Here is an 18,587-nt window from a genome sequence, read left to right as displayed (position 1 = left end):
CCATCCGGGACGGACGACCCGGTGTTTTATCAGGTGGCTGACGCCGTGGCGACGATCTGGCTGAACCGCCCCGCGCACCGTAACGCGATCAGCGTCGACATGCTCGACGGCCTGCACGACCTGCTGCATCGCGCCGACGCCGACCCGTCCGTCCGCGGCGTGGTGGTCACCGGCTCCGGGCGGACGTTCTCGGCCGGCGCGGACCTCAGCGACGGACCCGACAGTCTCGCCCGGCTCATCGCAGGGGACGAACGCGGCCACCAGGGACCCGATTACCACGAGCCCGCCGGACGGGTGTCGCTGCGGATCCGCGCGATGACCAAACCGGTCATCGCCGCTGTCAACGGGGACGCGATCGGCGGTGGCGCCACCATCGTCACCGCGATGGACATGCGCCTCGCCGCCGAGCGCGCCAGGTTCGGTTTCGTGTTCACCCGACGGGGCGTGACCCCGGAGGGCGCATCGAGCTGGTACCTGCCCCGGCTGGTCGGTCCTGGCCGCGCGATGCGGTGGATGCTGTCCGGAGAACTCGTCACCACCGCCGAGGCCCGTACCGCGGGACTCGTCGACACCGTCCTTCCCGAGCCTGATCTGCTGCCCGCGGCCGAGGCCATCGTGCGCGAGATCGCCGAGCACACTTCGGCCAAGGCCGTCGCACTGACCAGGCGCCTGCTGCTGGACATGGGTGCCGCGGCGGGCCCCGAAGCGGCGGCCTCGGCGGAGTCACGGCTGCTGCGGGCCCATGCCGGCAGCACGGACACACGGGAGGGCATCGCCTCCTTCCTGGAACGTCGACCGGCCCGCTTCACCGAACGGGTACCAGCCGAACAGGTGCCAGGGGCGCCGTAGCCGTCGCTCACCGCGCCGCCGGGGGCCCGCGCGATGGGGACCGCCCGTCTCATTCGGGTAGCCACTGGCCCGGCTTGGCGTTCTCGCGGTCATCGGCGAGACCGACGCCGGCGTTCTCGGCGATTCGGCTGTTGAGCAGGTACTGGCCGATGCACATGATCAACTCGATCACCTGCCGGTCGGTGAGATGCCGCCTGACCTCGGCGAGCGTCTCGTCGCCGGCCTTCACCCGATGGACGACCTCCGCGGAGAAGCGCAGCACGGCAGTCTGCGACGGAGAGAACACCGCGGAGGCGTAGTCGGCGCGCTCGATCGCTTCGAGCTGCTCCGTCGACACTCCCTGGTGTTGCGCCGACATCCGGTGGTAGGCGTACTCGTATCCGGGCGAGGCATGGTGGGTGGCGACGCAGATGCCCAGCTCAGCCACCGCGGGATCGAGCGAGCTGTCGTACAGCACCGCCTTGTTCAGGGCGAACCACGCGGGGAAGATCCCGGACGCGTGCGCGTACATCCGCGCCACGCCCAGATACATCGGCATCTCCTCGATGATGGAACGGACCTCGGGCGGGCTCTGTGTGAAATCCGGGTACGGGATACGGGTCATCGTTCTCTCCTCCTGACGGCCCGACCAGGGTGGGCCGGGGCGAACGGGTGCTGGGGCGAACTGATTCACACCTTGCGGATCCGGCCGGTCCAGTACGGGGCGCGCAGCTCCGCCTTGAGTACCTTGCCGGTCGCGTTGCGGGGAAGGTCGGCGACGCACTCGATCCGGCGGGGGACCTTGTAGCCGGCCAGGTAACGTCGGCAATGGGCGATGACCTGGTCGAGGGTGACGGTGCGGCCTTCGCGGATGACGAGGAACGCGAGCGGCACCTCGCCCCAGCGATCGTCCGGCACGCCCACCACGGCGGCCTCGGCGACGGCGTCCATCCGGGACAGGACATCCTCGATCTCGCGCGGATAGACGTTCTCGCCGCCACTGACGATCATGTCCTTGACCCGGTCGGCGACGTAGAGATAGCCGTCGTCGTCGAACCGGCCCGCGTCCCCCGTGTGCATCCAGCCGCCCTCCAGCGCCTTCGCGGTCGCCCCGGGATCCCGCCAGTAGCCGGCCATGAGCTGCGGGCCGCGAACGACGATCTCCCCCACCCGGCCTGGCGGCAGGTCGCGTCCCTCTGCATCGACCACGCGCAGTTCGGTGTCGGCGCTGATGGGACGTCCGCAGGACAGCAGCAGGCCGGGATTGTCCCGCAGCGCGCGGCGGTGGTCGTCCCCTAGGAGCAAGGTGACGGTGGAGCTGCATTCCGTCATGCCGTACGCCTGTACGAAGTCGCAGCCGAACGCGTCGAGCGCGCGGCGCAGCGTCGCCTCGGGGATCGTGGAAGCGCCGTAGAACAGCGTGTGCAGCGCCGTGAGATCGCGTCGTACCAGGCCGGGAACGGCGTCCAGGACTCCGCTGATCATCACGGGCACCATGGTCGTAACATGGATGCGCTCGGACTCCAGGATCTCCACGCAGTGCTCGGCGTCGAAGGCGGGCATCACCCGGATGTGCATCCCGGCCGTGATGTAGGTGAGCGCACCGACCGCGGCGCCGGCGTGGAACAGGGGCATCATCACCAGGGCGCGCTCCCCCGTCCGGAGACGGCCGGTGTCGAGGAACTGCCGGACGTTCGCCAGGACCGCGCGGTGGGTCAGTACCGCTCCCTTGGGACGGCCGGTCGTACCGCTGGTGTACATCTGGTACAGCTCATCGCCCGGGAGGTCGCCACCGCCCGGAACCGGGCGGCCGGACGTCCGCTCCGCGGCCTCCTCGAACGTCTCCCACAGGCCGCCGGGGTCGCCGTCCACCGCGATGCGGGTCCGCAGGCCCGGGACCCGGTCCGCGATGCTGTCGAGCCGTCCCGCGAACTCTGCCCGGGCGAGCACCAGCCGGGCACCGGAGTGGGTCAGCTGGAACTCCCATTCGGCCGGGGCGAACCGGGTGTTCAGCGGGACGGGGACGACGCCCGCCATGGAGCAGCCGTAGTACCAGGCCAGCCACTCCAAGCTGTTGCCGTCCAGCAGGGCGATCCGGTCGCCTGGGCGCAGCGCGCTGCCGAGCAGCACCTGCGCGACGGTCGACGCCTGTTCCCTGAGCTGGGCGTAGGTCCACTGCCGCTCGCCGTCCGAGGCCGCGACGGCATCGGGCGTCTCGATGCTCCAGTGGTCGAGCGCGCCGGCGATGCGTCCAGAAGCCGGGATCATCGTGCCTCCGAGCGGGGATCGCGGGGAAGGCCGAGCATGCGCTCGGCGATGATGTTGCGCTGGATCTCGTCGCTGCCGCCCGCGATCCGGTAGCCGGCGGTGCCGAGCACGTGCTCGGACCACGCGTAGGTGCCCCACTCGCCGGTGTCGGCGACCAGGCGCTGCCCGAGCACCTCGGTGGCCGCCCAGTTGTACAGCCGCAGCCCCTCCGTCCAGGCGAGCTTGCCGATCGACCCTTCGGGCCCGGGCGTCTCGCCCCGGGCCAGCCGGCCGCGCAACCGGGCGTCGGTCAGCTCCAGCAGCCGCTCGTGGATGTGCGCGCGCACCAGCAGTTGCCGGACGGCGGGATCGTGATGGGCCCCGTACCGCTCGGCCAGTGCCAGCAATCGCGCGGCCATCCCGGTCGGCCGGTCGCCGGCGGACGCGCTGCGCTCGAAGCCGAGCGTGGTCGACGCCGTCCGCCAGCCGGTCCCGACCGCACCGAGGCGGTGATCGTCGGGCACCTCGACGCCGGTGAGGAACACCTCGTTGAAGGACGCGCCGCCGCTGGCCTGCCGCAGGGGACGCACCTCGACGCCGGGCGCGGACATGGGCACGATGAACGCGGTGAGCCCGCCGTGGCGCTCATGGACCTCACCCGTCCGGCATAGCGCGTAGCCCCAGTCGGCGAACTGGGCACCAGACGTCCAGACCTTCTGGCCGTCGATGATCCATCCGTCGTCGGCCCGGGTGGCCCGGGTCGTAACGCCGGCCAGGTCCGATCCGGCACCGGGCTCGGAGAACAGCTGACACCACAGCTCGTCTCCACGAAGCATCGGGCCGAGATGGCGCCGTTTCTGCTCCGGGGTCCCCACCGCGCGGATCGTGGGCGCGATCAGGTAGAGCGTGATCGCGAAGACCTCGTGCCGACCCGGGATGTCGAATTCGCGTTCCAGTCCGTCGTAGGCGCGCTCATACTCCGAAGGCAAACCCCGGCCGCCCCACTCGCGCTCCCAGGACAAGTGCGCCAGACCGGCCTCGGACTTGGCTCGCAACCAGCTTCGATAGCGCTCGACGTAGGCGCGTTCCTGCTCGTGGTCCATGTTCTGGAACAGCGCGACCGAATCCGACCCCTCGCCCCAGCGGTCCGTGGGATCGGCGCGATCGCGCCGTTTCGCGTGCGATTCCAGCCAGTGCCGGGCCCTGTCCAGGAAGTCGTCGAGGCTTTCGGTGATCTCGTCAGAGGTAGCTGCCACGAGAGCAGTCTGCGAGCGCACGGCCCCTTCCGGCAGTACGGGACTCCTTACGCATAACGTGTCCGTGCCCTGCTCATCGGGGCCGCGGCTCGTAACCCTAGGGGCGCTCCTGCTGTCGGGCGGGCGGCAGGAGGGGCAGTGTCGGTCCCGTGGCAGAACATAGATCGTGGACCCGTGTCCGGTACGAATCTCCCGCCCCCGGAGTCGCGCGGGTCACGCTCGCCCGTCCGGACGTCCGAAACGCGCAGGACAAGCGGCTTCTCTACGAGCTCAACCAGGCACTCGACCAGGCCACGCAGGACGACTCGGTCGCGGTGATCGTTCTGGCCGCCGACGGGCCGCACTTCTCGGCGGGGCACGACCTGCACGATGACGAGGAGATGTCGCGGTTCGAGCCGGTGGGATGCTGGGGCGGTTTCGCGCAGCCCGGCGCCGAGGGCCTGGTGTCCATGGAAGAGGAGCTGTTCCTCGGGCTGTGCTGGCGGTGGCGCAACCTGTGCAAGCCGACCGTCGCCCAGGTACAGGGCAAGGCGATCGCCGGCGGGCTGATGCTCGTGTGGGCATGCGACCTCATCGTCGCCGAGGAGGGCGCCTCGTTCTCCGATCCCGTCGTCGCCTTCGGGGTGAACGGCCACGAGTACTTCGTCCACGCCTGGGAACTCGGCGCGCGGAGGGCCAAGAAGCTGCTGTTCACCGGTGACGCGATCGGCGCCCAGGAAGCCTACGAGCTCGGCATGGTCGGCTGGATCGTGCCGGGAGACCGGCTGGAGGCGCGCACGCTGGAGGTGGCCCGGTCGATCGCGGAGCGGCCCGGGTTCGGGCTGAAACTCGCCAAACAGGCCGTCAACCAGTCGCTGGACGCCCAAGGCCAGTGGGAGGCGGTGCAGGCGGCCTACAGCCTGCACGCGCTGGGACACGCCAACAACATGGTCCGCTATGGCTCGCCGCTACACCCTGACGGGGCCGGCATGATCCGGCGGCAGTCGGCGGGCGCCCCGGAGGGAGCCCCGTGATCCTCACCTTCTCCGCCGAGCAGGCCGAACTGCGCGCGGTCGTGCGCCGGCTGGCACAGGAGTACTCGTCCGAATCAGACGTCCGCGCGGTGATGGACACCGAACGGGGGTTCGACCCTGCGGCGTGGGAGCGGATGGCGGACGAGCTGGAGCTGATCGGGCTCGCCGTCCCGGAACAGTATGGCGGTTCCGGCTTCGGAGTCGCCGAGCTGACGATCGTCCTGGAGGAGATGGGAGCCGCGCTGTTCTGCGCGCCCTACCTCTCCACCGTCGTGCTCGCGGCGCAGGCGCTGGCGCTGGCCGGCGACGACCTCGCCGCCGAGTATCTGCCCCGGATCGTGCGCGGGAACACCATCGCCACGGTCGCGCTGCCCGACCCCATCGCCGGCCGTGACCCGCGCCGGTGGCCGGTGGCGGCCGAGCGCCTGCACACCGGGTGGCGGCTGTCCGGACGGCAAGAGTTCGTCCTGGACGGCCACACCGCCGACCTGATCATATTTCCGGCCTCTACCCCGGCCGGGCTCTCCCTGTTCACCGTGGACGCGGACGCGCCGGGCCTGCACCGGCGCCCGATGCCGACACTGGACCGAACCCGCAGGCAGGCGGTCATCGAACTCCACGACGCTCCCGGACGCCTGCTGGGTGAGCCCGGATCCGCGGAACACGTGCTCGATCGGGTCCTCGACACCGCCCTGATCGCGCTCGCCGCCGAACAGGTCGGCGGCGCGCAACGCTGCCTTGACGCCGCCGTCGCGCACGCGAAGCACCGCCACCAGTTCGGACGGCCGATCGGCTCCTTCCAGGGGATCAAACACAAATGCGCCGACATGGTGATCGCCGTGGAATTCGCCCGGTCCGCCGCCCTGCACGCGGCGTGGTGCGCCGTCAACGACCCGGCGGGGCTTCGCGAAACCGCGAGCCTGGCCAAGGCCACCTGCTCGGAGGCGTTCGTCCACGTGGCCGAGGAGAACATCCAGGTCCACGGTGGGATGGGATTCACCTGGGAGCATCCGGCCCACCTGTACTACCGGCGGGCCAAGAGCAGCGAGGTCCTTTTGGGTTCCCCGTCGCTGCACAGAGAAATGATCGCACGCAAAATCGGACTCTGCTGAAAGGCATTCCATGGAACGGCTCGATGGCACGACCGCCCTCATCACCGGCGGCGCACAGGGAATCGGGCTCGCCATCGCACGGGCCCTCGCGCAGCAGGGCGGCCGGCTGGCCCTCGCCGACCGCGACGGCGACGCGCTGCGGTCCGCCGCGGACGAGCTCTCCCCGCTGACCCAGGTCGAGACCTTCCACCTCGACGTCCGCGACCGCGCCGCCTTCGCGCAGGTGGCCGATGAGGTCGAAGACCGCCTCGGCCCCGTCGACGTGCTGTGCAACAACGCCGGGATCGCCTTTCCCGAGACGGTCGACGAGATGACCTACGAGCTCTGGGATCTCGCCCTCGACATCAATCTCGGCGGTGTCGTCAACGGCATCCAGACCTTCCTGCCCCGGATGCTGGAACGCGGTGCCCCCGGGCACATCGTGAACACCGCCTCCGCCGCTGGCCTGGTCGCCGCGACCGGCTACATGTACACCGCCTCCAAATTCGCGGTCGTCGGTCTCTCCGAATCACTGCGCAACCAACTCGAGACCGGCGGCCATCCCATCGGCGTCACCGTCCTGTGCCCCGGAGGTGTCGCCACCAACATCGCCAACAGCACCCGAACCCTGGTCACCGAACAGCAGGGCGGCGGCGCCACGTTCATCAAAGCCCAGAGCCGCATCGAGGAACTCGCCCCCAAGGTCGAGAACATCCTCCGGCAGGCGGGCGTCTCCCCCGACAGCGTCGGCGCCCTCGTCGTGGACGCCATCAAGGCCGATCGTCTCTACATCCTGACCGACCGGGCGGGCACCGACCTCCTTACAGCACGGACAGAGGCCATCATCGCCTCCATGCCCAGCGCCGACCCCAACGCCAGCACCTTCGACGACCTCAAGAACGCCGTCCACAGAAGCAGTTCCAATCCGTAGGCAGTGGTTCGGGTCCCACACGCCCCACTGCCAACCAGGGCGGACTCGACGAACTCGTACTCGTAGATTGCCGGGGAACGCGACGGCGAACAGCTGTGTCTGCACTCGTCACTTCACGGTGAGCCCCGACGTGGACCGCCCCGGCGATGTTGGAGGCTCAGATCGTTGGTTCTTGGCCGGCCCGGGTCGCTGTGCCGCGTGACCGGTGGAACGATTCCTCGTACTCGCGCGGGGGAATGTTCCCGCAGTAAGAATGTATCCTTTCGCTATTGTACCACGTCACCCATTCCATCGTGGCGATTGTCACGTCCATGACGTTTTCCCACCCACTATGGAAGTCGATGAGTTCTTTCTTGTAGAGGCTGTTGAGTGACTCGGCGGCGGCGTTGTCGAAGGAATCGCCCTTGCTGCCGACCGAACGAGCCGCGCCGATCTGATCGAGCCGTTCAGCGTACCGGATCGCCGTATATTGGGCGGATTCAATTGGTCGTCGCAACACCTCGTAGCCGGAGGTGGTGCTGGTGGGTTTGGGGAAGTGTCAGGAGGCTGTCCGTTTGTATCGCGGGCAGATTCCCTCGCCGGGACGGCCGACGGTCGCGTGGCGTGAGGACCGTGTCCGGTTCTGGCGGGCGATCGCACGGGGGGCGAGCTCGGAGGATGCCGCCACCGAGATCGGTGTGTCGCAGGCGGTGGGGACGCGCTGGTTTCGCCAGGCTGGCGGGGTGAGACCGTGTCTGGCCCCGACGGTGTCGGGCCGTTATCTGTCGTTCGCGGAGCGAGAAGAGATCGCGCTGTTGCGTGCTCAGCGGGCAGGCGTGCGGGAGATCGCGCGGCGCCTGGGGCGCTCGCCGTCGACCATCTCCAGGGAGCTTCGGCGGAATGCGTCCACGCGGACGTACTCGGTGGAGTACCGGGCGTCGGTGGCGCAGTGGCACGCTGAGCGCCGAGCCAGGCGGCCGAAGACGGCGAAGCTCCTCGCCAACGATCAGTTGCGCGACTACGTCCAGGACCGGTTGTCCGGCGCTATCGGCACCCCGCACGGGTTGATCGCTGCGGGGCCCTGGGTGCCGGAATGGAAGGGGCGGAACAAGCCCCGACGCCAAGACCGATGCTGGGTGACAGGCTGGAGTCCGCAGCAGATCGCCAACCGGTTGAAGGTCGACTATCCCCAGGACGAGACGATGCGGATCTCTCACGAGGCCATCTATCAGGCATTGTTCATCCAGGGCCGAGGCGCTCTGAAGCGCGAACTCGTCGCCTGCCTGCGCACCGGCCGAGCACTGAGGGTCCCGCGAGCCCGCTCCAGGCAGCGCGCCAGTGGGCACGTCACCCCCGAGGTGATGATCAGTCAACGGCCGGCCGAGGTCGAGGACCGCGCTGTTCCAGGCCACTGGGAAGGCGACCTCGAGCGCCACGAGGCGCCATGCAACCGAGCGGAGGTGAAAGGACTCCGCCGCTGCGCTGTCGCAGCAGCGTAACGAAGCTGGGGGCAGGCCGATCCGGGAAACGCCGGTGAGGCTGGTAAGCAGCCCCGACAACGACGGGACGGGCCAGGACTACCGGATGGCCCGGGTCCGGCAAGCGAGACGGGAAGGTGGACGAGAGGAACCAGTGCTGTCACGCCCCTCAAGTTTCCCGCCAGCCCGAAATCCGGTGGATATGGGCTGGAGCGCGGTGCGCACCCGACCCCCTCATCACGGGCGGGGAACTCCTGGGCCGGTTTCAGGTCGCCGGCCGGGAGGCCACGGTGAAGGTCTGCGGCGTAGTCGTGGCGATACCGCAGGGGCATAGCTGGCCACCTCACCCGACGATCGGTTCATGGTGAACGTGGGAACCGCCCCCGGGTTCGCGTCCGTGCCCGGCCGTCCAGGCCGGTCGCAGCGGGTTGGCGCGTTGTCCGCCGATGGCCCGGGAGCGGGGCGGAGGACCCGTAGTAGTCCGAGCCGGGGAAAGCCCGTGCACATGGCGAAGGGGTTCAGCGGATTCATGCATGCGAGACACTGCAATGGACGGAGACGCTGGTGAATACCGGTGAGCCGTGGCCCGACCCGTTCTGGGCGGAGCGACGGGTACGACGGATGCAGGCCAAGCTGCACCTGTGGGCGACCAACGATCCTGGTCGCAGGTTCGATGATCTGTACAACCTCATCCATCACCCCGACTTCCTCACGGTCGCGTGGGCGAGGGTGAGCGGCAACAAGGGCGCACGGTCGCCGGGGGTGGACCGGGTCGTCCCGGCCGCCATCGGTGGTGAGGCCGAGGTCACGGCGTTTCTGAACGACACGCGCGAGCAGCTGAAGGCCCGCGTGTTCACCCCGTTGCCGGTCCGGGAGCGCATGATCCCCAAGGCCGGGTCACCGGGGAAGTTCAGGCGTCTGGGCATCCCGTCCGCGATGGACAGGCTCGTTCAGGCCGCCCTTGTGCTGGTGCTGGAACCGATCTTCGAGGCGGACTTTCAGCCGGTGTCTTACGGCTTCCGCCCGAAGCGCCGGGCTCAGGACGCGATCGCCGAGATCCACGCCTTCGGCTCCCGGAACTATCATTGGGTGTTCGAGGCCGACATCACGGCCTGCTTCGACGAGCTGTCCCATGCGGCGATCCTTGGCCGGGTGCGGCGGCGGGTCGGGGACAAGCGGGTTCTGACCCTGGTCAAGGCCTTCCTCAAGGCGGGCATCATGTCCGAGGCGGGGCAGGTCGAGGGGACGGCGTCCGGCACGCCGCAAGGGGGCATCGCCTCGCCGCTACTGGCCAACATCGCCTTGTCCGCGCTGGATGAGTATTTCTGCGCCAAGGACGATCACGGCACACGGTGGCAGCGAGAGAAGCACCGCAAGAACGGCGGGGCCTACTACCGGATCATCCGCTACGCGGACGATTTCGCGATCATGGTATGCGGTTCCAAGGCTCACGCGGATGCACTCTGGGACGAGGTCGCCGACGTGCTGGCCCCTCTGGGCCTGCGACTGTCGGAGTCCAAGACCCGCGTGGTCCACCTGGACGAGGGGTTCGTGTTCTTGGGGTTCCATATCCAACGGCGCACCAAGGCAGGGACCAGCAAGAAGACCGTCTACACCTACCCATCGAAGAAGGCACTGCTCTCGATCATGGCCAAGGTGCGGGCACTCACCAACAGATCACGGCACCTGACGCTCGAAGCCCTGCTGCGCCAGCTCAACCCGGTGCTGCGGGGATGGTGCACCTACTTTCGGCATGGGGTGTCCAAAGCGACCTTCCACTACCTCGACGCCTACGCCTGGCGTCGAGTCACGGCATGGCTGCGCAAGCGGCACCTCGGGATCACCTGGAAGGAGCTCTACCGGCGGTTCCTGACCGGCAGACCGGGCAACCGACCGGCAGACAACGGGATCATCATGTTCGACACCATGCAGGTCGAGGTCACTCGCTACCGATGGCGCGCGGACAATATCCCGACACCATGGACGGGCATCGTGGCGGCCATCGCCGCCACCTGACACAGAGAGTCCGTGGAGCGCCGGATGCGCGGAGACGCGCTCGTCCGGTGCGGAGGGCGGGCCGGGGAAACGGGCCAGGAGAAACCCTGGAACCGCGCCCCGGTCCGACCCCTACATCATCGGCACCGGCCGGTCCGCGATCGGCACGCTGGTGGAACGCACGACACGGTTCACCATGCTGCTGCACCTGCCGCGGATGGACGGCTACGGAATCGAGCCGCCGGTGAAGAACGGCCCGGCTCTGGCCGGCCGCGGCGCCGAGGCCGTGAAAGACGCGATCGCCGCCACGATCACCACTCTGCCCGCGTACCTATGCCGCTCGCTGACCTGGGACCGCGGTAAGGAACTGGCCCAGCACGCCCAACTCCGCATCGACACAGGCCTGGCCGTCTACTTCGCCGATCCGCACAGCCCCTGGCAGCGAGGAACGAACGAGAACACAAACGGCCTACTCCGCCAATACTTCCCGACTTGAATGGGCGCAGCGGCATCGTGGTCGGGTTAGCTGCCCGTAGCCTGCCGCAGGACGTCGGGCGGGCTGGCTCGAGTACTTCCTGCCGCCCCTGGGCTGGCTCGCTTTGGGTGTGCCGTCCCGCCCGGCGTCCGTCCGCGGTCTGACTCAACAGAGGCATGACCCGAGGCCATCGCGTTGCTGGAAGTCGGGATGTCGGCCGCGGATTCCCCTCCCAGGCGAGTGAAGGGACCCGGCACCTGATGATGCTGATTGGCGTCGATCCGCACAAGACCACCCACACGGTCACAGCGGTCGAACCCGACCGCGACCGCGAGGTCAACTCGATCCGCATCGACGCCACGCTCGCGGACTATCGGCGCATGCTGGCCTGGGCCGCTCAGTGGCCCGACCGGCGGTGGGCGATCGAAAACGCTGAGGGGCTCGGGCGCCACCTGGCGTCATGGCTGCTCGCACGGGGCGAGCCGGTCGTGGACGTCTCCTCGGCCGCGACCGCCCGGGTGCGCCAGCTCTCCCGCGGCGGCGGACACAAGAACGACCGCGTGGACGCCGCCGCCGCGGCCTGCGTCGCCGCCCTGCAAGGCGACGCCCGGGCCTTGGAGCCCGAGGGAGCAGCCGACGCGCTGGCGCTGCTTGACGAACGGCGGACAAACCTGGCACAGGCCAGGGTCCGTGCGGTCAACCAGCTCCACGCTCTACTGCGGGCACTGCTGGCCGGGGGAGCCCCCCGGGACCTGTCTGCGGCCAAAGCGGCCGCGCTGCTGCGTTCCATCCGCCCCGCCGGCCACGCCGAACGCATCCGCAAGGACCTCGCCGGGGACCTGGTCACCGAGATCCGCTCCTTGGACACCAAGCTCAAGGCCAACGCCAAAGCGATGGCCGACCTGGTCACCGAGGCCGCGAGCACCCTGCCAAGCACGCCCGGCATCGGTCCGGTGACCGCCGCGCGCATCATCGGCCGCACCGGGAAGTCCAGCCGCTTTCCTACCGCCGCCGCCTTCGCCAGCTACGCCGGCGTCGCCCCCATCGAGATCGCCAGTGCCGACCGGGCACGCCACCGCTTGTCCCGCAGCGGGGACCGGCAGTTGAACTCAGCGCTGCACACGGTCGCCATCACCCAGATCCGTATGTCCGGCAGCCTCGGCAACATCTACTACAAGAACAAGATCGCCGAAGGAAAGACGCCCCGTGAAGCCCAGCGCTGTCTCAAACGACGCCTGGCCGACCACATCTGGCGGACCATGGTCAGGGACGAGCGACACCGCAGCCGGACGGGTCCGGGAGGACATTCGGGGGCGACTCTGACATCCAGCGCGGCCGACCCAACCCCGACGATCGGCTCTTCGGACAAGTCACTTCCCAGACCCGCCGCAACCGACCCTACGACACGCACCATGACGCCTTGACAAACACAGAGGCACCCAAAAGGCACAGACCTATCGAGATGGTCCGCCGAAGACCTCGAGGCCGTCGCTCACGCGCTCAACAACCGGCCCCGAAAAGTCCTCGGTTGGAAGACACCTGCCGAGGTCTTCGAAGAGCAACTACGCTCGCTCCAACAACCCGGTGTTGCAACGACCGGTTGAACTCGCCGAGTACACCGCGGCCCGCACGGCCGCGGCGTGCCGCATCCTGGGCGTGGTGCAGTCGATGGGCCGGGTCGGCTGCGCGCTGGACAACGCCGCCGCCGAGGCATTCAACTCCACGCTGAAGGTCGAGTTCGTCCACCGACATCGCTTCGCCACCCGAGCCGAGGCGCGCATCAAGGTCGCGACCTGGATCGCCGACTTCTACAACACCAGCAGAAGACACAGCGCCAACGACGGGCTCGCCCCGATCACGTTCGAGCGTCAGATGGCAGAAGCGCGGAGGGCATCAACGGCCCAGCTCAGGGCCGAAGTGGCATAACCGTCTCCACGCTTTGAGGGGATTGACACAAGCCCTCGCCTTCCTCGGCAGCCTCGCTCTCGCCAGCGCTGGCTGACCTCACCACCGCGAGACGCCAGCGCCTTGACGAAACGGCCGCCGACTCTTCCCCGATCGCACGGCCCAACATCCCTGCACGGACGGACATCCCGGCGGATCGCCGCATACAGCTCGAGCCCCGGACGGGACATGAGGGCTGCTCCCATAGCGAGGCGCTTCCACGGCATCACCCTCAGTCACAGCTTGCGATCAGAACTCACGAGCGCAACCAGCATCTAGCAGTGCAACTCGATGAGAAGATGAGGTGCCCTAGATCTTCGGGACAGCTCCCCGGCTAGGGTCGGGGTGACCGGAAGGATGTAGAGCATTTCGAAGAACGAAACCATGAAGGCGATTCCTCCTCGTCACCTGCCCGGGACGACGGGCTGACGCGCATCTTGCGTTGCGGGCCCGCGACGCGGAGCGGTTCGGGGTCAGTGGCCGGGATCGTCGTCGATCGAGGTGAGGCGGGCGGCTGCCGTGTCGTCCGCCTGACCGATCCGCTCGAGCAGGCGGTGCAGGAGGTCGCGGAGGGTCTCGAGCTCCTCGGGGCTGGTCAGCTCCGCCCAGCGTTTCTCGATCGCGTCGCCGGCGGCGGCGGCCACGGGCCGTACGGCCCTGCCTCGTTCGGTAGTGGCCACCAGCTGTGATCGGCCATCGCGAGGGTTCGGGCGGCGTTCCAGGTAGCCGGCCTGCTCGAGCCGGGCGACCGACTGCGCCATGGTCTGTTTGCGCACCCCGGCGCGGAGGGCCAGGTCCCGGATGGGGATGCCCTCCGGCGGAATGAACGGGAACGCTTTCGCATCACCGGGTCCGATGTCGCCGAAGCCCGCTCCGGCAAGGCCCTCCTCGATGGCGACGGCGTACTCGCGGTGCAGCAGGCGCAGGAGCAGCGCCAGCCGCCGCCGCTGCTCCGGTAGATCGCGATCCATATAGACAAGCTCCTGTCTAAATGCTTAACTGGTCAGGTATCTGTCTAGTGTGCCATCGGCCATGGGAGGCCCGCGATGCCCGCCACTCAGGTGTTGAACTCGACGATCTTCCACCGTGAGACTGGTACGGGACCCATACCGGTCGTCTTCCTCCATGGCAACCCGACGTCGTCGTATCTGTGGCGGCACGTCCTGCCGGCCGTCGGTACGTCCGGCCGGTGTCTTGCCCCCGACCTGATCGGAATGGGCGAGTCCGGCAAGCCCGCGATCGCGTACACCTTCGAGGACCACGCGCGGTACCTCGCGGCCTGGTTCGATGCGCTCGGCCTTGGCGAGGTCGTGCTGGTCGGCCACGACTGGGGCGGTGCCCTGGCCTTCGATTGGGGGGCCCGGCATCCGGGGCGGGTACGGGGCATCGCGTTCACCGAGACGATCGTGAAGCCGATGTCTTGGGCCGACTTTCCCGAATCCGCCCGCCCGCTCTTCGAGTCGATGCGGACGCCGGGAGTCGGTGAGGAGATGGTGCTCGACCAGAACCTGTTCATCGAACAGGCACTGCCGGGCACGGTCGCCAACGGATTGAGCGGCGAGGAACTCGGCGTCTATCGCCGGCCGTATCCGACCAGGGAGAGCCGCCTGCCACTGCTGCAGTGGCCGCGGGCAATGCCGCTGGACGGAGAGCCGGCCGATGTCGTTGCCCGGATTGCCGCCTACGACGTGTGGCTGGCGGCCAGCGTGGACGTACCCAAGCTCCTGCTCACGTTCGAGCCCGGCCCCGGCACGATGATGGGACCCGCGATCATCGACTGGTGCGCCGCGCACGTGGCCGACCTGGAGATCCAGGCCTACGGCCGCGCCGGGCACCACACCCCGGAGGACCAGCCCGAGGTCATCGCGTCCTCCCTGCTGGCCTGGCTGGACAAGCACGCCCTCCTCTCCGGCCGGGAGGGGTGAACATGATGCGGGCGATCAGGCAACACGCCTTCGGCGGGTCCGGGGAACTGCGACTGGAGGAGGTGCCCGACCCACGCCCTGCCCCCAGCGAGGTACGGATCCGGGTCGAGTCCGCCGGCGTCCACCTGCTGGACACCGTGATCCGTCAAGGGGGAGGCGGGCCGCGGGTCGCACCCAGCCTGCCCATGACACCGGGCCGGGAGGTCGCCGGGGTCGTCGACGAGGTGGGCACGGAGGCCGACCCGGACCTGGTCGGACGGCGCGTCGTCGCCGATCTCGGCTTGGCCAGCGGCGGATACGCCGAGTACGCGCTGGCCCAGGCCGCGTCGGTGCACCTTATACCGGACGGTGTGGACGCCGACGCCGCCGTGGCCATGATCGGCACGGGCCGTACCGCAATGGCCATCCTCGAGCTTGCCGCGCCGGCCGCGGGCGACGTCGTCCTCATCACGGCCGCCGCGGGGGGAATCGGGACGCTGCTGGTCCAGGCGGCACACGCCGCCGGCTCCGTGGTCGTCGGCGTGGCAGGCGGCCCCAGCAAGGTGGAACTCGTCCAACGGCTCGGCGCCGACCACGCCATCGACTATGGCCGGCCCGGCTGGACAGAGACCGTACGGGACACGCTGGCGGGCCGGCCGGTGACGCTGGCCCTGGACGGGGTCGGCGGCCGGATGGGCCGGGACGCGCTCGAGCTTCTCGGCGTGGCCGGGCGGCTCGTGATGTTCGGGTCGGCATCCGGTTCCTTGATCGACCTGTCGGCCGAGGACCTGTTCGGCCGCGGCATCAGTGCCGCCTCCGCCGTCGGAGCCCGGATCCTGCAACGCCCCGGCGGTGTACGGCCGCTGGAGGAGCGTGCCCTCGCCGCCTTGAGCGAGAAGCGCCTCGTCCCGGTGATCGGCCGCCGCTTCGCCTTGGCCGACGCCCCGGCCGCGCACGCCGCCCTGCAGTCCCGCGACACCACCGGAAAGACGGTCCTCCGCCCATGAACCCCGAACCCGGAACGGAACTACGCCGACCCCTCGGCTACTGGCTGAAGCTCCTCGATCAGCTCATCGAAGAACACCTCGATCACGTGCTGATGCGAAAAGGGATCCGCCGTCGCCATTGGCAGGTGATGAACCTGCTCAAAAGGCATACGGATCGGGGCGGCCGGAGCATCCCGGCAACCAGAAAGGATATCGCGGAGCAGTTGGGTCCATTCTGGTCCGGGAGTGAGGTCACCCTGAGCGAGGTACTCAACGAACTGATCCAGCGCGGCTGGCTCACGAAGACGGAGCCGTACGGCCTTACCGCCGCCGGCGAGGGAGCGCACGCCATCCTGGCGCCGATCGTCCAGCAGGCCGCGGGCCGGATCGACGACGGTGTGACCGCCCAGGAACATGCCGCCACCGTCGACGTACTCCGCCGCATGACGGCGAATGCGCAGAACCGGCGACACATCGGACACGTCGGATGAGCATCCCGACCCGCGGAAACCACGTTGCGGGCAGCTGTCACATTCATGTGCCGAGCGGTGTCTCCATGGCAAATGGCCGTACGTCTGAGGAGGACACCATGGCGCTGCGCATCTCGAAAGCCGACCTGCCGCCCGAGCTCCGGGACACCATGATCGAGCAGCTTGGTGCCGTGTCGGAGAATGTCGAGATCCTGTGGCACAGCCCCGAGGTTGCTCGCGACAACCTGGAGTTCGGCCGCAAGGTGGGCGCGTGGGGCGCGGTCGACCCGAGCCTGAAGTCGTTCGCGCATATGGCCGTCGCAGCACAGGTCGGCTGCAGCTGGTGTCTCGACGTCGGCTACTTCCAGGCGCAGAACGAGAACCTGGACCTGGCCAAAGCGAGCCAAGTGCCGCGCTGGCGCGATTCAGAGGTGTTCACGGAATTGGAGCGGGACGTGCTGACCTACGCCGAAGCGATGACCAACACCCCGCCGACCGTCACCGACGAGCAGTACGCGGGCCTGCTCGACCGGCTCGGCCCGGCGGCGATGATCGAGATCACCACGTTCATCGCCTACATCAACCTGGCGACCCGAGCCAACGTGGCGAACGGGGTCGAGTCGCAGGGCTTCTCCGATGCATGTGAGATTCCACTGGCCGGCCGACCCGACCGGCCTGATGAGGTCACCGCATGATCGATGACCCGTTCATCGCCCACCGCAGCCTGCTGTTCACCGTCGCCTATCAAATACTCGGGTCGGCGGCCGACGCGGAGGACGTGCTGCAGGAGTCGTGGCTGCGGTGGGCAGACGTCGACCACTCGCAGGTGCGGGACGCGCGAGCATTCCTTGTCCGCGTCGTCATGCGCCAAGCGCTGAACCTACGGCGAACATTGTCACGAAGCCGCGAGGAATACGTGGGCCAATGGCTCCCGGAACCACTGCTGACCACCCCCGATGTCGCCGACGACGTCGAACTCGCCGAGAGCGTCTCGATCGCGATGCTGACCGTATTGGAAACGCTCGGCCCGATGGAGCGGGGCAGTGTTCGTGCTGCGCGAGGCGTTCAAGACCCCGTACGGCGAAATAGCCGACGCCGTTGGCAAATCGCCGGCCGCAGTGCGGCAGATTGCGCGGCGGGCCCGCGAACATGTGGCGGCCCAGCGGCCCCGGGCGCGGGTCAGGCGGTCGGAGCAGCAAGCCGTGGTGGAACGGTTCCTCCTCGCCGTGCGCACCGGGCGGCTCCAAGATTTGCTGGAGGTAATGGCGCCGGAGGTGGTCCTCATCGCCGATGGTGGCGGCCTTGCTCCCGCGGCTCAGGTCCCCGTCCATGGAGCCGAGTCGGTCGCGCCCCTTCTCATGCGCACAGGCCGGGCGGCGACCGTGATGGAGACGGTGTTGCTCAACGGTGCGCCGGCTGCCCGGATCGCGCCCCTCTCTGTCAGACTGCTGTGACACAAGGGACGAACAACTCCTTCTGATGCCAAGCAGGGCGAGACAGGACGAACAGCGCAATGACGATGACTCTCGCCGACCAGGCCGCCGTGACGACACGGCAGGATGGTTGGGTGACCGACGAACACGGCGACCAGCAGTCGGGCCGGCCCGTCCGGCCCAAGCGCCGGACGTTCACCAAGGCCTACAAGGCCCGGATCCTGGCCGCCTACGACGCGCTGCCCGAGGGCAGTTGAGCCGCCCCGAAGTTTCCGGACAGTGGCCCCACTACAATGGGGTGGTCTGGAAAGGTAGTGACTTGGCTCGTCCGAAGAGGAGTTTCTCTCCCGAGTACCGGGAAGAAGCAGTGAAGCTGGTGGTCGAGACCTCGCGTCCGATCGCGCAGGTGGCAAAGGAACTCGGGATCACCCAGGGCGAATGCGTTCTCAGATAGTGAGATCGAGTAGTTGAAGTGCGTGGTCGGGGTGTGCCCGGTAGTGGTCGTTGGCGGCGGCGATGTTGGTCCAGCCCATGAGGTCGGCGAGGGCGATGGCCAG

Annotated in this window: 18 protein-coding genes and 4 pseudogenes; 17 read left to right on the top strand and 5 right to left on the bottom strand. The window is 68.6% G+C overall.

What is annotated here, in order from left to right:
* Window positions 1-33 precede the first annotated feature (33 nt).
* A complete protein-coding gene (locus E1281_RS11555; protein ID WP_207943231.1) occupies window positions 34-849 on the top strand; it encodes an enoyl-CoA hydratase-related protein in 816 nt (271 codons plus the stop codon).
* A gap of 49 nt (window positions 850-898) precedes the next feature.
* Here the strand turns inward: E1281_RS11555 and E1281_RS11550 are convergent, their stop codons facing one another.
* From E1281_RS11550 to E1281_RS11540, 3 genes are all read right to left on the bottom strand, one after another.
* Entirely contained in the window at window positions 899-1,453 is a 555-nt protein-coding gene (locus tag E1281_RS11550; RefSeq protein ID WP_131877293.1) for a carboxymuconolactone decarboxylase family protein, read from the bottom strand.
* A 65-nt stretch (window positions 1,454-1,518) separates the two neighbouring features.
* Complete coding sequence (locus tag E1281_RS11545; RefSeq protein WP_131877292.1) at window positions 1,519-3,096, bottom strand: long-chain-fatty-acid--CoA ligase; 1,578 nt, start codon at window positions 3,094-3,096, stop codon at window positions 1,519-1,521.
* Complete coding sequence (locus E1281_RS11540; RefSeq protein WP_207943230.1) at window positions 3,093-4,331, bottom strand: acyl-CoA dehydrogenase family protein; 1,239 nt, start codon at window positions 4,329-4,331, stop codon at window positions 3,093-3,095. The genes E1281_RS11545 and E1281_RS11540 overlap by 4 nt, the downstream gene beginning before the upstream one ends.
* A 149-nt stretch (window positions 4,332-4,480) precedes the next feature.
* Here E1281_RS11540 and E1281_RS11535 point away from each other — a divergent pair, with 149 nt between their 5' ends.
* From E1281_RS11535 to E1281_RS11525, 3 genes are read left to right on the top strand one after another with little or no spacing between them, the layout of a single operon-like run.
* Window positions 4,481-5,344 (top strand): enoyl-CoA hydratase, encoded by an 864-nt coding sequence (locus E1281_RS11535; protein WP_131877290.1) that lies wholly within the window; start codon window positions 4,481-4,483, stop codon window positions 5,342-5,344.
* Window positions 5,341-6,456, top strand: coding sequence for an acyl-CoA dehydrogenase family protein (locus tag E1281_RS11530; protein WP_131877289.1), 1,116 nt, complete (start codon window positions 5,341-5,343; stop codon window positions 6,454-6,456). The genes E1281_RS11535 and E1281_RS11530 overlap by 4 nt, the downstream gene beginning before the upstream one ends.
* Before the next feature lie 10 nt (window positions 6,457-6,466).
* Window positions 6,467-7,366, top strand: a complete 900-nt coding sequence (locus tag E1281_RS11525; RefSeq protein ID WP_131877288.1) for an SDR family NAD(P)-dependent oxidoreductase — start codon at window positions 6,467-6,469, stop codon at window positions 7,364-7,366.
* A gap of 157 nt (window positions 7,367-7,523) precedes the next feature.
* Here the strand turns inward: E1281_RS11525 and E1281_RS11520 are convergent, their stop codons facing one another.
* The gene (locus tag E1281_RS11520) at window positions 7,524-7,865 is read right to left on the bottom strand and encodes an integrase core domain-containing protein (RefSeq protein ID WP_131877287.1); all 342 of its coding nucleotides are present in this window, start codon (window positions 7,863-7,865) and stop codon (window positions 7,524-7,526) included.
* A gap of 22 nt (window positions 7,866-7,887) precedes the next feature.
* Between E1281_RS11520 and E1281_RS11515 the strand changes: the two are divergent.
* From E1281_RS11515 to E1281_RS11490, 6 genes and pseudogenes are all read left to right on the top strand, one after another.
* Window positions 7,888-8,772 (top strand): annotated as a pseudogene (locus E1281_RS11515) (helix-turn-helix domain-containing protein); the annotation flags it as partial.
* Between the two features lie 615 nt (window positions 8,773-9,387).
* Window positions 9,388-10,839, top strand: coding sequence for a group II intron reverse transcriptase/maturase (gene ltrA, locus E1281_RS11510; protein WP_207943229.1), 1,452 nt, complete (start codon window positions 9,388-9,390; stop codon window positions 10,837-10,839).
* A 115-nt stretch (window positions 10,840-10,954) separates the two neighbouring features.
* A pseudogene (locus tag E1281_RS11505) lies at window positions 10,955-11,308 on the top strand (IS30 family transposase); the annotation flags it as partial.
* A gap of 245 nt (window positions 11,309-11,553) precedes the next feature.
* Complete coding sequence (locus E1281_RS11500; RefSeq protein ID WP_131877286.1) at window positions 11,554-12,717, top strand: IS110 family transposase; 1,164 nt, start codon at window positions 11,554-11,556, stop codon at window positions 12,715-12,717.
* 15 nt (window positions 12,718-12,732) lie between these two features.
* Window positions 12,733-12,897: pseudogene (locus E1281_RS11495) on the top strand (IS30 family transposase); the annotation flags it as partial.
* A complete protein-coding gene (locus E1281_RS11490) occupies window positions 12,881-13,219 on the top strand; it encodes an integrase core domain-containing protein (protein ID WP_131877285.1) in 339 nt (112 codons plus the stop codon). The pseudogene E1281_RS11495 and the gene E1281_RS11490, both read left to right, overlap by 17 nt.
* Window positions 13,220-13,710: 491 nt before the next feature.
* Here the strand turns inward: E1281_RS11490 and E1281_RS11485 are convergent, their stop codons facing one another.
* Complete coding sequence (locus tag E1281_RS11485; protein ID WP_131877284.1) at window positions 13,711-14,208, bottom strand: MarR family winged helix-turn-helix transcriptional regulator; 498 nt, start codon at window positions 14,206-14,208, stop codon at window positions 13,711-13,713.
* Between the two features lie 75 nt (window positions 14,209-14,283).
* On the opposite strand from E1281_RS11485, the gene E1281_RS11480 reads away from it, so the two are divergent.
* From E1281_RS11480 to E1281_RS42560, 7 genes and pseudogenes are all read left to right on the top strand, one after another.
* Entirely contained in the window at window positions 14,284-15,162 is an 879-nt protein-coding gene (locus tag E1281_RS11480) for a haloalkane dehalogenase (RefSeq protein WP_131877283.1), read from the top strand.
* Between the two features lie 2 nt (window positions 15,163-15,164).
* The gene (locus E1281_RS11475) at window positions 15,165-16,148 is read left to right on the top strand and encodes a zinc-binding dehydrogenase (protein ID WP_243716853.1); all 984 of its coding nucleotides are present in this window, start codon (window positions 15,165-15,167) and stop codon (window positions 16,146-16,148) included.
* The gene (locus E1281_RS11470; RefSeq protein ID WP_131877282.1) at window positions 16,145-16,618 is read left to right on the top strand and encodes a MarR family transcriptional regulator; all 474 of its coding nucleotides are present in this window, start codon (window positions 16,145-16,147) and stop codon (window positions 16,616-16,618) included. Before E1281_RS11475 ends, E1281_RS11470 begins: the two co-directional genes overlap by 4 nt.
* A 98-nt stretch (window positions 16,619-16,716) precedes the next feature.
* Window positions 16,717-17,292: a carboxymuconolactone decarboxylase family protein gene (locus E1281_RS11465; protein WP_131877281.1), complete on the top strand. Its 576-nt coding sequence runs from the start codon at window positions 16,717-16,719 to the stop codon at window positions 17,290-17,292.
* Window positions 17,289-17,438 (top strand): annotated as a pseudogene (locus tag E1281_RS41815) (sigma factor); the annotation flags it as partial. The gene E1281_RS11465 and the pseudogene E1281_RS41815, both read left to right, overlap by 4 nt.
* A gap of 202 nt (window positions 17,439-17,640) precedes the next feature.
* A complete protein-coding gene (locus tag E1281_RS41810; protein ID WP_243716858.1) occupies window positions 17,641-18,051 on the top strand; it encodes a hypothetical protein in 411 nt (136 codons plus the stop codon).
* Between the two features lie 113 nt (window positions 18,052-18,164).
* Window positions 18,165-18,287, top strand: coding sequence for a hypothetical protein (locus tag E1281_RS42560; RefSeq protein WP_279433606.1), 123 nt, complete (start codon window positions 18,165-18,167; stop codon window positions 18,285-18,287).
* The last annotated feature ends 300 nt before the right edge of the window (window positions 18,288-18,587 follow it).

It is taken from the genome of Actinomadura sp. KC345, from assembly GCF_004348515.1.
Lineage (GTDB): Bacteria > Actinomycetota > Actinomycetes > Streptosporangiales > Streptosporangiaceae > Spirillospora.
Note: the sequence above shows the minus strand (reverse complement) of the source record. Positions and strands in the feature narration are given on the sequence as shown.